13 protein-coding genes are annotated in these 13,742 nt (G+C 72.5%); 5 read left to right on the forward strand and 8 right to left on the reverse strand.

The genetic code is table 11. From position 1 onward, the window contains the following. Positions 1–6: 6 nt before the first annotated feature. The 8 genes from ACYVID_RS16335 to ACYVID_RS16370 all read right to left on the reverse strand — a co-directional run bounded on the left by ACYVID_RS16335 (position 7) and on the right by ACYVID_RS16370 (position 8,209). The gene (locus tag ACYVID_RS16335; protein WP_460738849.1) at positions 7–1,497 is read right to left on the reverse strand and encodes a DEAD/DEAH box helicase; all 1,491 of its coding nucleotides are present in this window, start codon (positions 1,495–1,497) and stop codon (positions 7–9) included. A gap of 194 nt (positions 1,498–1,691) precedes the next feature. Continuing rightward, positions 1,692–1,886: a CsbD family protein gene (locus tag ACYVID_RS16340; protein WP_300644136.1), complete on the reverse strand. Its 195-nt coding sequence runs from the start codon at positions 1,884–1,886 to the stop codon at positions 1,692–1,694. Between the two features lie 127 nt (positions 1,887–2,013). After that, a complete protein-coding gene (locus tag ACYVID_RS16345; protein ID WP_460738851.1) occupies positions 2,014–3,462 on the reverse strand; it encodes a flavin-containing monooxygenase in 1,449 nt (482 codons plus the stop codon). A gap of 236 nt (positions 3,463–3,698) precedes the next feature. Next, on the reverse strand, positions 3,699–4,457 hold the full coding sequence (locus ACYVID_RS16350; protein WP_460738853.1) for a glutamine amidotransferase: 759 nt from the start codon (positions 4,455–4,457) through the stop codon (positions 3,699–3,701). Between the two features lie 24 nt (positions 4,458–4,481). Beyond that, complete coding sequence (locus tag ACYVID_RS16355; RefSeq protein WP_460738855.1) at positions 4,482–5,657, reverse strand: CaiB/BaiF CoA transferase family protein; 1,176 nt, start codon at positions 5,655–5,657, stop codon at positions 4,482–4,484. A gap of 25 nt (positions 5,658–5,682) precedes the next feature. After that, complete coding sequence (locus ACYVID_RS16360) at positions 5,683–6,444, reverse strand: amino acid ABC transporter ATP-binding protein (RefSeq protein WP_460738857.1); 762 nt, start codon at positions 6,442–6,444, stop codon at positions 5,683–5,685. Next, positions 6,441–7,313: an amino acid ABC transporter permease gene (locus ACYVID_RS16365; protein ID WP_460738859.1), complete on the reverse strand. Its 873-nt coding sequence runs from the start codon at positions 7,311–7,313 to the stop codon at positions 6,441–6,443. Before ACYVID_RS16365 ends, ACYVID_RS16360 begins: the two co-directional genes overlap by 4 nt. Continuing rightward, positions 7,313–8,209 carry an ABC transporter substrate-binding protein gene (locus tag ACYVID_RS16370; RefSeq protein ID WP_460738861.1) on the reverse strand — a complete coding sequence of 299 codons (897 nt, stop codon included), beginning with the start codon at positions 8,207–8,209 and terminating at the stop codon, positions 7,313–7,315. The genes ACYVID_RS16365 and ACYVID_RS16370 overlap by 1 nt, the downstream gene beginning before the upstream one ends. Positions 8,210–8,450: 241 nt before the next feature. On the opposite strand from ACYVID_RS16370, the gene ACYVID_RS16375 reads away from it, so the two are divergent. The 5 genes from ACYVID_RS16375 (at position 8,451) to ACYVID_RS16395 (ending at position 13,516) form a co-directional block, all read left to right on the forward strand. Next, positions 8,451–8,981, forward strand: coding sequence for a PadR family transcriptional regulator (locus ACYVID_RS16375; RefSeq protein WP_460738863.1), 531 nt, complete (start codon positions 8,451–8,453; stop codon positions 8,979–8,981). After that, positions 8,978–10,987: an FAD-dependent oxidoreductase gene (locus ACYVID_RS16380; RefSeq protein ID WP_460738865.1), complete on the forward strand. Its 2,010-nt coding sequence runs from the start codon at positions 8,978–8,980 to the stop codon at positions 10,985–10,987. Before ACYVID_RS16375 ends, ACYVID_RS16380 begins: the two co-directional genes overlap by 4 nt. A 128-nt stretch (positions 10,988–11,115) precedes the next feature. Further along, a complete protein-coding gene (locus ACYVID_RS16385; RefSeq protein ID WP_460738867.1) occupies positions 11,116–11,757 on the forward strand; it encodes a hypothetical protein in 642 nt (213 codons plus the stop codon). 73 nt (positions 11,758–11,830) lie between these two features. Next, positions 11,831–12,253 carry an HIT family protein gene (locus ACYVID_RS16390; RefSeq protein ID WP_460738869.1) on the forward strand — a complete coding sequence of 141 codons (423 nt, stop codon included), beginning with the start codon at positions 11,831–11,833 and terminating at the stop codon, positions 12,251–12,253. Positions 12,254–12,379: 126 nt separating this feature from the next. Further along, on the forward strand, positions 12,380–13,516 hold the full coding sequence (locus ACYVID_RS16395) for a MalY/PatB family protein (RefSeq protein ID WP_460738871.1): 1,137 nt from the start codon (positions 12,380–12,382) through the stop codon (positions 13,514–13,516). The last annotated feature ends 226 nt before the right edge of the window (positions 13,517–13,742 follow it).

Here is a 13,742-nt window from a genome sequence, read left to right on the forward strand (position 1 = left end):
ACCCCCTCAGCGGGCCTTGGAGCTGAACGACGCGGCGCTGTGGCGGGAGGTCCCGGACCCAGCGGCGGCAGGACGGCGACCGGAGCGGGCTCCGGCCGACGACTTCTGGGACGACCCGGACGACTTCTGGCCCGAGCCCTGGGCCGACTTCTGGCCGGACCCCTGGGCCGGCTTGCCGCCCGAGCGCGAGGAGGCGCCGCGACCGGAGCCGCCGGTGCCGCCGGCACCCCGGCGACGGCGCGAGCCGCCACCACCGTTGCCGCCGGAGCCGCCGCCGCGCTGCTGGCCCGAGGGCTGCGGCGCGGTGAGGGCCAGGCCGCCGGGGACCAGGGTGCGCTCGCCCGGGGCGAGCTCGGTGAGGACCGGGTGGCCCGGACCGTCGAGGACGGTGATGCGCGGCTTGATGCCGGCGGCACGGGCCAGGTCGCGCACGTCGCGGTCCTGGTCGGGGGTGCTCAGGGTGACGACCGTGCCGGCGGAACCGGCGCGGGCGGTGCGGCCCGAGCGGTGGAGGTAGGCCTTGTGCTCGGCCGGCGGGTCGGCGTGCACCACGAGGGCGACGTCGTCGACGTGGATGCCGCGGGCCGCGATGTCGGTGGCCACCAGGGTGCTGGCGGCCCCGGAGTGGAATGCCTCCATGTTGCGGGTGCGGGCGCCCTGCCCGAGGTTGCCGTGCAGCTCCACCGCGGGCACGCCCGCGCTGTTGAGCTGGCGGGTCAGCGCCTTGGCGCCGTGCTTGGTGCGGGTGAACACGACCGTGCGGCCCGGGGCGCTGGTGAGGTCCACCAGCGTCGGCAGGCGGTGCTCGCGGGCCAGGCGCAGGACGTGGTGGTCCATCTGCTTGACCGGCGACTGCGGCGAGTCGGCCTCGTGGGTGACGGGCTGATCGAGGAACTGGCGCACCAGCACGTCGACGGCCTTGTCGAGGGTGGCGGAGAAGAGCAGCCGCTGGCCGCCCTTCGGGGTCGCGGTCAGCAGCCGGCGCACGGCCGGCAGGAAGCCGAGGTCGGCCATGTGGTCGGCCTCGTCGAGGATCGCGATCTCGATCCGGTCCAGGCGGCAGTGGCCCTGCTTGATGAGGTCCTCGAGCCGGCCGGGGCAGGCGATGAGGACGTCGACGCCCTGGCGCAGCGACTGCACCTGGGGGCCCTGGCCGACACCGCCGAACACGGTGCGGGAGGTGAGGCCCGCGGCCTTGGCCAGCGGGGCCAGGGACTCCTGGACCTGCTGGGCCAGCTCACGGGTCGGCACCAGGACGAGCGCGCGCGGGCGGCTCGAGGCTGCCGGCGTACCACCGGAGAGGCGGGCGACGAGGGGCAGGAGGAAGGCGAAGGTCTTGCCCGAGCCGGTGCGACCGCGGCCGAGGACGTCGCGTCCGGCCAGCGAGTCGGGCAGCGTCGCTGCCTGGATCGGGGTGGGGGTGGTGATGTCGAGGTCCGCGAGGACGCGGACGAGGTCTGCGGGCACGCCGAGGTCGGCGAACGATGCGTTGGTCAAGGGATCTCTTACTGCAGGGTGTCCCACCAGTGCGTCCGCCGTGGATCTCGGGCGGACGTGCCTCCCAGGAGGGAGGGGAGCGGCGCGGTGGCCGACTCGTGAGCCCGGGGCGAGACCGGAACGGGCTGCTCCCCAATGTACGGGGAGCAGCCCGGTGGTCCTATTCGCCATGAGGTGACGTGGTCGACGTCACGTCAGGACGTGAGGCCGTCCTTGAGCTTCTTGCCGGCGTCCTTGACGTCCTCGACGGCGCCCTTGACCTTGCCCGAGGCCTGGTCGGCCTTGCCCTCGGCCTTCAGGTCGTCGTTGCCGGTGGCGTCACCGACGGACTCCTTGCCCTGGCCCTTGAGCTCTTCGGTCTTGTTCGAGATCTTGTCGCCCAGTCCCATGGAAGCACCTCCGAGTGCATAGCGGATGTCTGGCACCAGACTCCTTCCCGGGTACGCCGGAGTCGATCTCACCCCCGCGGGTGCCCGGGCGCGGCGCCGGTCACAGCGGGCCGGTCGCAGCGGCCGGTCACACCAGCTCGAGCACCCCGTCCTCGAGCGGCGCGCGGCGGATGCTGCGGACGTCGACGAGGTAGTTCTGCTTGAGCAGCCACGGCGCCCGATCGCCCTGGACGGGCAAGTCGTCGAGGGCACGCAGGACGTAGCCGGACTGGAAGTCCATGAACGGTCGCTCGCCCACGCTCTCGTCGCGCCGCGGCACGAAGACCTTGTGGCCCGTCTTGTCGAGGTGCTCGAGCATCCGGCAGACGTAGTCGGCGACCAGGTCGGCCTTGAGCGTCCAGGAGGCGTTGGTGTAGCCGATGGTGAAGACGAAGTTCGGCACGTCGGAGAGCATCAGCGCCTTGTAGGCCATCGTGTCGTGCAGCTTGACCTCGGCGCCGTCGACGGTGAGCGGCAGCCCGCCGAACGGCTTCATCTTCAACCCGGTGGCGGTGACGATGATGTCGGCGTCGAGGTGCTCACCCGAGGTCAGCACGATGCCGGTCTCGTCGAAGGTCTCGATCGTGTCGGTGACGATGCTGGCCTGACCACGCTGCAGGGCCTTGAACAGGTCGGCGCTCGGCACGACGCACAGCCGCTGGTCCCACGGGTCGTAGGCGGGCTTGAAGTGCGTGTCGACGTCGACGTGCTCGGGGAGCAGCTTCACGGTCTGGCTGCGGATGTAGCCCCGCGCCCAGCCCGGGAACTTCTGGAACGCCTGGTAGGAGCCGACCTGCATGAGGATGTTGGACCACCGCACGATCGGGTAGCGGACCGACTCCGGCAGCTTCGCCAGCTTGCGCGCGAGCGGGTCCCGCGCCGGCCGGTTGAGCACGTACGTCGGGGAGCGCTGCAGCATCGTGATGTGCTCGGTCTGGTCTGCCATGGCGGGGACCAGGGTGATGGCCGTGGCGCCGGAGCCGATGACCACGACCTTCTTGCCCGCGTAGTCGAGGTCCTCGGGCCAGAACTGCGGGTGCACGATCTCGCCGGCGAACCGCTCCTGGCCGGGGAAGTGCGGCGCGTGGCCGGTCTCGTAGTCGTAGTAGCCCGAGCAGCCCCAGAGCAGGCCGGTGGTGAGCTCCTTCGTGCCGTCCGGCGTCTCGACCGTGACGGTCCACTGCTGCGCCTCGCTGCTCCAGCTGGCCGCAGTGACCTTGTGCTGGTAGCGGATCAGCTCGTCGACGGCGTACTCCTCCGCGACGGTGCGGAGGTAGTCGAGGATCAGCTGGCCGTCGGCGAGGGAGGTGTCGCTGGGCCAGGGGCGCCAGCGGTACCCGAAGGTGAACATGTCGGAGTCGCTGCGGATGCCGGGGTAGCGGAAGAGGTCCCAGGTGCCGCCGAGGCGCTCGCGCGCCTCGAGGACGGCGACCGTGCGGCCGGGGTGGCGGGTGCGCAGCTGCGCGGCGGCTCCGATGCCGGAGAGGCCGGCGCCGATGACGAGGACGTCGACGTGCTCGGGCTGGGTCTGGCTCATGGGGACGACGGTAGCCGAGAACCGGCTCTATTGACAGATGTTCATTAGTAGGACCGCGCGTCGGACGTCGACGTGCGAGGAGCGCGGGCGAGCCGCAGCACCCGGTGGTCGAGCAGGCGAGCGTCAGCGAGCCGTCGTCGAGACCGCGTGAGCTGACTGTGGTCGCCGACCACGGACCGGTGCGGCGGTCTCGACGACGCTCGCTGGCGCTCGCTGCTCGACCAACCCCACCCGGATCACTCCCGCGCGAAGAGCTCCACGAACCGCCGCAGGATCCGGGGCGGCTCGGTGACGCTGGCGGCACGGGCGGCGTCGATGAGCACGTCGGCCCCGCCGGCCTCGAAGTAGCCGTGGTGCTCGTAGACCCGGATGCGGGTGACGAGCTGGTCGGCGTCGAGCTCGGGGTGGAACTGCGTGGCGTAGACCCGGGTGCCGAGGCGGAAGGCCTGCACGGGGCAGGTGGCCGAGGAGGCGAGCAGCACCGCGCCGCGTGGCAGCTCGCGCACCGCCTCCTTGTGGCCGAGGAAGGCGTCGAAGGTCGCGGGGAGGTCGCCGAGCAACGGGTCGGCGCGACCCGCGTCGGTGAGCGTGACGGGCAGGGCGCCGATGGGCTCGCCGTACGTGCGGTCCACGACGCCGCCGAGCAACCGGCCCAGGGTGCCGATGCCGTAGCAGCAGCCCAGGAACGGCACGTCGGCCGCGACGACGCGCTCCGCCAGGATCCTCAGCTCGGCCTCGGCCCGGCGCTGCGTGGGGGACTTGGTGTCCTCGGGGTCGGAGACGTTGAACGGGCCGCCGCCGAGGATGATCCCGGAGAACGCGTCCAGGTCGACCTCCTCCGCGGGAGCCCCCACGGCCTCGGTCAGCGTCTCGCGCTCGAGCCGCACCCGTCGTACGTCGGTGGGCGCGAGCCCGGAGAAGCGCAGGACCGCCTCCACCTCGCCGTCGGCGGCGAGGTCCTCGGCGCGGGTGCCGAGGAAGAGGAACGGCTTCACGGAATCATCATCCGGTGCGTCCGATCAGGCCTGGACCGCGGCCCCGCGCTCGATCAGCCCGTCGACGTCGGCGATGCCCCAGGCGGCGAGCGCCGCGCGGGTGTGGATGCCGGCCTTCTCCGAGGGCGGCAGGTCGAGCGTCGCGGGGGTGCGGGAGAAGCGGGGCGCCGGCTGGGGCTGCACGACGCCGTGGTGCTCGACGAAGACCTCGCGCGCCTTCATGTGCGGGTGGTCCTTGGCCTCGCTCATCGGGATGATGCCGGCGACGCAGGCGTCGGTGCCCTCGAAGAGCTCGACCCACTCGGCCTGCGTGCGCTGCTTGAACGTCTCGGCGAAGAGGACGCGCATCTCGTCGAAGCGGTCGAACTCCATCTGGCCGGGGCAGCGGTCCTCGACGCCGAGCAGCCGCACGAGCTCGGCGAAGAACTGCGGCTCCAGCGCGCCCACGCTCATGTGCCGGCCGTCCGAGGTCTCGTAGACGTCGTAGAACGGGGCGCCGCCGTCGAGCAGGTTGCTGGCGCGCTGCTCGGTGAAGGTGCCGGAGTGCAGGAAGGCCGAGGTCATCGCGTTGAGGCTGGCCGTGCCGTCCACGATCGCGGCGTCCACGACCTGCCCCTGGCCGGAGGCCTTGGCCTCGAGCAGCGCGGCGAGGATGCCGATGACGAGGTACGTCGAGCCGCCGCCGAAGTCGCCGACGAGGTTGGTCGGGAAGTGCGGGCGGCTCTTGTCCTGGCCGAGGCCGAAGAGGGTGCCGGTGATGGCGATGTAGTTCATGTCGTGCCCGGCGGCGGTGGCCAGCGGACCGGTCTGGCCCCAGCCGGTCATCCGGCCGTAGACCAGGCGCGGGTTGCGCTCGTGGCACTGCTCAGGGCCGAAGCCGAGCCGCTCCGCGACGCCGGGGCGCATGCCCTCGACCAGCACGTCGGCCTCGGCGACCAGGTCGAGCACGGTGGCGACCGCCTCGGGGTCCTTGAGGTTGAGCGCCACGCTAGGACGGCCGCGGTTGAGCAGGTCGTGGGAGCCGCCGGTCATGAGCTGCCCGCCGGGGCGGTCGACCCGGATGACGTCGGCGCCGAGGTCGGCCAGCAGCATGCACGCGTGCGGGCCCGGACCGATGCCGGCGATCTCGACGACCTTGACGCCCCTGAGAGGTCCGGAGCCCTGACCCAGGACGATGTGCTGCTCGGCTGCCTCGCTCATGGGCGGCATCCTGACAGAACTACTGTCACGGTGCGAGGACCCGCTTGAGGAACGAACGGGTCCGCTCGTGGGTCGGGTCGCTGAACATCCGCTCCGGCGGACCCTGCTCGAGGATCCGGCCGCCCTCGAGGAAGCAGACCGTCGTCGCGACCTCGCGCGCGAAGGACATCTCGTGGGTCGCCAGCACCATCGTGGTCCCGCCGGCGGCCAGGTCGCGGACGATGTCGAGCACCTCGCCGGTGAGCTCGGGGTCGAGGGCCGCGGTGATCTCGTCGAGCAGCAGCAGGTCCGGCTGGGTGCACAGGGCGCGTACGACGGCGGCCCGCTGCTGCTGGCCGCCCGAGAGCCGGTCCGGGTGCTTGTCGACGTGCTCGGCCAGTCCGAACCTCTCGAGCAGCTCCAGCGCGCGGGTGCGCGCCTCGCGGCGGCGTACGCCGTGGGCCTTGCGCGGCGCGAGCGTGCAGTTCTCCAGCACGGTCAGGTGCGGGAAGAGGTTGTAGGCCTGGAAGACCATGCCCACGCGGCGCCGCACGGCCCGCTCGTCGACCTCGGGGTCGGTGATCTCCACGCCGTCGAGGTGGATCGTCCCGTCGTCGACCGGCTCGAGCAGGTCCAGGCAGCGCAGCAGCGTCGACTTGCCCGACCCCGAGGAGCCGATGAGGCAGACCACATCTCCCGCCGAGACGTCCAGCGACACGTCGTCCAGGACGACCCGCTCGCCGTAGGTCTTGCGCAGGTTCCGCACCTGCAGCAGGGCCGCGCCCTGACCGTGCAGCGGCGCGCTCATCGCAGTCCCGCCCTCTCGCGCTCGACCAGGCGCCGCTGCAGCCAGTCGGTGAGCCGGGCCAAGGGGACCGTCATGACGACGAAGAAGGCAGCGACGACGACCAGGGGCGTGTAGTTGAAGTTGAAGGCGGAGTAGTCGCGGGCGGCGAAGACCGCGTCCAGCACCCCCACCGCGGAGACCAGCGCCGTGTCCTTCTGGAGGGACACGAAGTCGTTGAGCAGGGGCGGCACCACCCGGCGCACCGCCTGCGGGACCACGACGTGCCGCAGCGTCGCGACGTGACCGAGGCCGAGGGCCCGGGCGCTGGCCACCTGGGAGGGGTGGACCGACTCGATGCCCGCGCGGAAGACCTCGGCGACGTAGGCGGAGTAGGAGATGACCAGCGCGACCCCCGCCCAGAAGGTGCGGTCGTTGGTGAGGCCCTGGAGCTGCAGGGCGGGAACGCCGAAGCCGAGCAGCACCACGAGCAGGATCGTGGGGATGCCACGCACCACGTCGGTGTAGACGACGGCCGCGACCCGGGCCGGGGCCAGCCACGGCGACCGGGTGCCGCGGGCGATCGCGATGAGCAGGCCGAGGGGCAGGATCGCCAGCTGGCACAGGAGGAAGAGCCGGATGTTGAGCCAGATGCCGTCGAGGATCGCGGGGAAGGACTCGCGCGCGTCCTCCCAGCTGAAGAAGGTCTGCTGCACCCGCTCCCACCCGGGAGCCGTCACCAGGCCCGCGACCAGGCCGCCGAGGACGAGCAGGGTCGTCAGCGTGGCCACCGCCAGCGAGCGGCGACGCTGACGGCGACGTACGTCGCGCCGACCGAGCTCGTGCTCGCTCGGCGTCCAGGGACTCGTGGTGCCGGCCCCTCCGGGTCCCACTACTGCAGCTCGGGCACGTCGACGACGTCGGAGAGCCACTCGGTCTCGATGTCCGCGAGCGTGCCGTCCTCGGTCATCGCGGCGAGCGCGGCGTCGACGCAGGCCACCAGCGGGGAGCCCTTCTCGAAGAGCATGCCGAACTCCTCCTGCTCACCGGTCTCGGGCTGGAACTGCCCGACGATCACCGAGCCGGGGATCTCGACCGCGGAGATGTAGAAGGCGGTGGGGAGGTCGGCGAGGATCGCGTCGACCTGGTCGTTGTCCAGCGCCTGCTTGGCGGCGTTGGTGTCCTCGAAGACCGACGGGTCCTCGGCGGGCTGGATGATGTCGCGGATCGCGGTGAGCGACGTCGTGCCGGTCTGGGCACCGAGGCGCAGGTCGGCGAGGTCCGCGAGGCTCGTGGCCTCCGCGCCGGCGGTGCCCTCGAGCGCGATGACGGCCTGCGCGGCCTGGTAGTAGCCCGCGGAGAAGTCCACGACCTCGGCCCGCTCGGGGGTGATCGAGATCTGGTTGATGTCGAAGTCGAACTCCTTCGCGCCGGGCGCGTAGGAGGTGTTGAAGGGGACCTTCGTCCAGGTGACCTGGTCCTCGGAGAAGCCGAGCCGCTCGGCCACCTCGTAGGCCACCGCGCTCTCGTAGCCCTCGCCGTTGGTGGGGTCGTTGTCGACGAACCACGGCTCGTACGCCGGGGAGTCGGTGCCCACGGTCAGCACGCCGGGCTCCAGGAGCATGTCGTCGGTGACGCACTCGGCCGGATCCACGCCCGCCTCCTCGGTCGCGCTGGGCGAGCTGCCCGGGTCGGAGGCGGTCGGCTCGTCGTCGACCGGGGCGCAGGCGGTGAGGGCGGAGAGCGTCCCGAGCGCGAGGACGGCAGTGGAGGCGAGGGTGCGGCGCATGCGCAGATCGTAGGGCGCGAGCGGCGGTCGGCGCGCCACGCGCCGTTGGTCGAGCAGGCGAGCGCCAGCGAGCCGTCGTCGAGACCACCGCACCTGACCGTGGTCGCCGACCACGGACGCCTCACGCGGTCTCGACGACGCCCTCGCTGGCGCTCGGGCTGCTCGACCACCGGCCGTGGAGACCGGCGCCACACCGCGGCGGTGTTGCAACTCGTTGCATAGGTCGGTCATGATCTCCCGCATGGCCCTCGAGCACGCCCTGCTGGTCGCGCTGTGCGAGCAGCCGGCCTCCGGGCTGGAGCTGACCAAGCGGTTCAGCCGCTCGATCGGCTACTTCTGGTCCGCCACGCACCAGCAGATCTACCGCGTGCTGGGCCGGATGGACGGCGACGGCTGGGTCTCGGTGTCCGAGGTCGCCCAGGAGGGCCGTCCCGACAAGAAGGTGTACGCCGTGACCGAGCTCGGTCGCGCGGCGCTCGCCGACTGGCTGGCCCAGCCGACCGAGACCCAGTCCCTGCGCTCGGAGCTCGCGCTGAAGATGCGCGCCGCGACGTGGGGGGACCGGGGAGCGGTCCTCGACGTCGTACGCACCAACCTGGCCGACCACCACGCCCGGCTCGAGCGCTACGAGCAGCTCGTGGCGCGCGACTACCCCGATCCCTCGATCCTCACGGGTCTCGAGCTCGACCAGTACCTCGTCCTGCATGGCGGGGTCCTGATGGAGCGGACCTGGATCACCTGGCTGACCGAGTACCTGGAGGCACACGCATGAGCAACGACCAGTACCCCCACCTGCTCTCCCCGCTCACGCTGGCGGGGCTGACCCTGCGCAACCGCGTCGTCATGGGCTCGATGCACACCGGGCTCGAGGACGCGCCGTGGGACGTCCCCAAGCTGGCGGCGTACGTCGGGGAGCGGGCCAAGGGCGGGGTCGGCCTGATCGTGACCGGCGGCTACGCCCCGACCCGGCGCGGCTGGCTGAAGCCCTTCGCCTCCGAGCTGCGCACCCGCCTGCAGGCCGAGCGGCACAAGCAGGTCACCGGCGCGGTCCACGAGCACGGCGGGGCGATCGCGCTGCAGGTGCTGCACGCCGGCCGGTACGGCTACACGCCGATCTCGGTCTCGGCCTCGAACCGCAAGTCGCCGATCACGCCGTTCAAGCCCACCGCCCTGTCCAGCAAGGGCGTCGACAAGACGGCCTCCGCCTTCGCCCGCACCGCAGCCCTGGCGCAGCGCGCCGGCTACGACGCGGTCGAGATCATGGGCTCCGAGGGCTACCTGATCAACCAGTTCCTCGCCGAGCGCACCAACGACCGCACCGACGCCTGGGGCGGGACCGCCGAGAAGCGGATGCGCTTCCCCGTCGAGGTCGTGCGCCGCACCCGCGAGCTGGTCGGGCCGGACCTGCCGATCATGTACCGCATCTCGCTGCTCGACCTGGTCGAGGGCGGCCAGACCTGGGACGAGGTGGCCGAGCTCGCGCACCGCGTCGTCGAGGCCGGCGCGACCGTGCTCAACACCGGCATCGGCTGGCACGAGGCCCGGGTGCCCACGATCATCACCCAGGTCCCGCGCGGCGCCTGGCTGTCGGCGACCGCGCGGCTCAAGGCCGAGGTGTCGGTGCCGGTCTGCGCGTCGAACCGGATCAACACCCCCGAGCTCGCCGAGCAGGTCCTCGCCGACGGCACCGCCGACCTGGTCTCGATGGCGCGCCCGCTGCTGGCCGATCCCTTCTTCGTGGCCAAGGCCGCCGAGGGGCGCGCCGACGAGATCAACACCTGCATCGCCTGCAACCAGGCCTGCTTGGACCACGTCTTCCAGAACAAGAAGGCGTCCTGCCTGGTCAACCCGCGCGCCTGCCGCGAGACCACGCTGGTCCTCTCCCCCACCCGTCGCGCCCGCCGGGTCGCGGTCGTCGGCGCCGGCCCGGCCGGGCTGTCGGCCGCGGTCTCGGCCGCCGAGCGCGGGCACGCCGTCACGCTGTTCGAGGCCTCCTCCGAGCTGGGCGGGCAGTTCCGCCTGGCGATGGCGGTGCCGGGCAAGGAGGAGTTCGCCGAGACGCTGCGCTACTTCACCCGCCGGCTCGAGGTGCTGGGCGTCGACGTGCGCCTGTCGACGTACGCCGCTCCCGACGACCTCGCCGACTTCGACGACGTCGTGGTCGCCACCGGCGTCGAGCCCCGCGAGCTCGACCTGCCCGGCGCCGACCACGAGCGCGTGGTGTCGTACGCCGACGTGCTGGCCGGCCGGGTCGTGCCCGGTCGCCGGGTCGCCGTCATCGGCGCCGGCGGCATCGGTGTGGACGTCTCGCACTGGCTGACCCACGACGAGCGCGACGACTTCATGGAGGTCTGGGGCGTCGGCGACCCGTCCGTGCACCCCGGCGGACTCACCGAGGCCAAGCCGCGCACCGCCGCCCGTGAGGTCACGCTGCTGCAGCGCAAGACCTCGATGATCGGCAAGCACCTGGGCAAGACGTCCGGCTGGGCGCACCGGGCCGTGCTGAAGCAGGCCGGCGTCACGCAGGTCTCCGGCGCGACGTACACCGCCGTGCAGGGCCACCCCGACGGCGTCGAGCTGCTCTACTCCGTCGACGGCGAGGCTCGCTCGCTGGTCGTGGACCACGTCGTCGTCTGCGCGGGCCAGGAGTCGGTGCGCTCGGTCTTCGACGGGCTCGACCACCCCTCCGCACACCTGATCGGCGGTGCCGACGTCGCCGCCGAGCTGGACGCCAAGCGCGCGATCGAGCAGGGCACGGTGGTCGCGGCCGGGCTCTGAGGCCGGCGCTCGGCCCGCGCTGAGCGACGTTCCGTACGCCGCCGGTCGCGGTCGCTGGGTTCCACCCGGTGGCCGCAAGGCCTGTGCCGCGTACGGAACGTCGCTCGACGCGGACCTATGGTCGAGCCATGTCTCGGGCTCGGATGGTGGTCGCGTGGGCGCTGGTCGTCCTGTGGGTGGTGGTGACGGTCATCGGCGTCCGGGACGCCACCCGCGAGTCGTCGTACGCGACGTTCCAGGCCCTGGTCCGGGCCGGTGAGGTCACGGAGGTGACCGTGGTGGGGGACGTGACGACCCCGCGGACGGTGGGCGGCGTGGAGCTGCGCTGGGACGGCGGGATCGTGGACAGCAGTGCCAGCGTCACCGGGGCCCGGCCGGAGGGGATGGCGGAGCGCTCCGGCACCAGGCGACAGGTGCTGCCGGCGCCCGTGGCCGACACGCTGCGTGAGCGCTTCCCCGACCTGACGGTGCGCACGGCCGAGGCTCGGACGCCGCTCTCCGGCTGGTGGACCGTGCTCGGATTCGTCGGGTTCATCGGCACGATCGCGCTCCTGGGGGCCACGCGGCGACCGCTTCGGGCCACGCAGTGGGGCTGGTTCTGGGTCCTCTGGATCCTGCCGCCCGTCGGCATGGTGGCCTTCCTGCTGCTCGGCGGCCCCACCGGCCTGCTCCCCCAGCGCGAGGGCGGGCGACGGCTGACCGGCGGCTGGGCGTTCATCCTGTCGCTCGTGCTCGGGGGTTCGACCCTCGTCGCAGCGCTCGCCGCGTGACGACCAGCTGCTCTGCGCCGGTCCAGGTGCGAGCGCAACGAGCCACGAGACCCCCACCGCTAGCCTCGGCGCCATGAGCGAGCCGTGCGTCTTCTGCAGCATCGTCGCGGGCGACCTGCCCTCCCGGAGGGTCCACGAGGACGACCGGGTGCTGGCGTTCATGGACATCAACCCGATCTCCGACGGCCACCTGCTGGTGATCCCGAAGATGCACGCGCGCGACCTGCACGACGTGCCGGCCGAGGACCTCGCCGCCTGCGCGCTGGTCGCCCAGCAGCTCGCGACCCGCGCCGTCGACCGGCTCGGCGCCGACGGCGTCAACCTGCTGCAGTGCTCGGGCGAGGCGGCCTTCCAGACGGTGTTCCACGTGCACCTGCACGTGATCCCGCGCTACGCGGGCGATCCCGCGCGCGACCGGCTCGGCCAGCAGTGGACCCCCGTCCACACCCCCGGCGACCCGGAGCGGATCGCCGAGGTGGCCGCGCGGCTGGCCTGAGGCCTCCATGCACCACTGCCACAGCAGCGCCCGACGTACGACAGGTCCGGTGCCCTCCTGGCCTGCCGACCGTCGGGCGCGGGTGGGACCGGGCGGCGTGGGCGCGCGACGGCTAGGTTCGGTCCGGTGATCCGCGACTACACCGACGCCGAGGCCCGGGCCGCGCTGCCGTTGAAGTGGGGGCGCGCCCCCGAGGGGACGATCCCGGCATGGGTGGCGGAGATGGACTACGCCCCGGCACCCGCCATCGCCGCGGCCGTGCAGGCCGGGGTGGCGAAGGGGGTGCTCGGCTACCCGCCGTACGCCGACCACCCGGTGGTGACCGGGCTGGAGGAGTCGTTCCGCGGGTTCGCGCAGCGGCACTGGTCCTGGGAGGTGCCGGAGGGCACGAGCACCGTCACCGCCGACGTCATCACCGGCCTCCGGCTGGTGCTGGAGACGCTGTGCCCGCCGGGACCGGTGGTGATCCCGCTCCCGTGCTACCCGCCGTTCCGGAGCGTGGTGGCGCTGGCCGGTCGCGAGGCGGCGTACGTCGAGCTCGACCCGGACGCGGAGACCGCGACCCTCGACCTCGCCGCCGTGGAGCGGCACTTCGAGGCGGGCGCCCGCACGCTGCTGCTCTGCAGCCCGCACAACCCGACCGGCCGGGTCTGGACCCGGGCCGAGCTGGAGGCCGTGCGCGACCTCGCGGCGGCCCACGACGCGCGGGTCGTGGTCGACGAGGTCCACGCGCCGCTGACCCTGCCGGGCGTCGACTTCGTCCCCTACCTCACGCTCGACCCCTCGGCCGTCCTCGTGACCAGCCACTCCAAGTCGTTCAACACCCCGGGCCTGAAGTGCGCACAGGTCGTGACCCTCGACCCGGCCGACACCGAGCGGTTCCGCGCGATCCCGTTCGAGGCCAACCACGGCTACTCGACCCTCGGGATGCTCGCCGGCGCCGCCGCCTGGCGCGACTCCGACCTGTGGCTGCACACCCTGCGCAACCGCCTCGACGTCCTGCGCGAGGACCTCGCCGACCTGCTCGCCAGGCACCTGCCGCTTGCCCGGATGCGGCCCCTCGAGGCGACGTACCTCGCCTGGCTCGACCTCCGCGCGTACGACGTCGGCGACCCCGCCGCGGCCGGGCTGGCCCACGGCGTGATGCTGGCGCCCGGCCACGACTACCACCCCGGCCTCGAGGGCCACGTGCGACTGAACATGGCCACCAGCGCGGCGAGGCTGGAGCAGGTCGTCACGCGGCTGGCCGCGGCGATGGGTTAGCAAGGCACCGGTCCGGCGGGCGCGGCGTCGCGCGCCCCACCAGTCGAACCAGGGGCGGGTCGCCCTCGAAGTAGCGACGGGTCAGCCTCGAAGTAGCGACGGGTCGGTGAGGTCAAAGGAATGTCGCAACACCCCCTACCCCCAAGGGGATGCGACATGTGGGCACGGAACCCGACGATCTCTGATGACCAGCTAGACCTGATCCACTCCCTACTGCGGCGCGGTG

It is taken from the genome of Nocardioides ginkgobilobae (assembly GCF_054781275.1).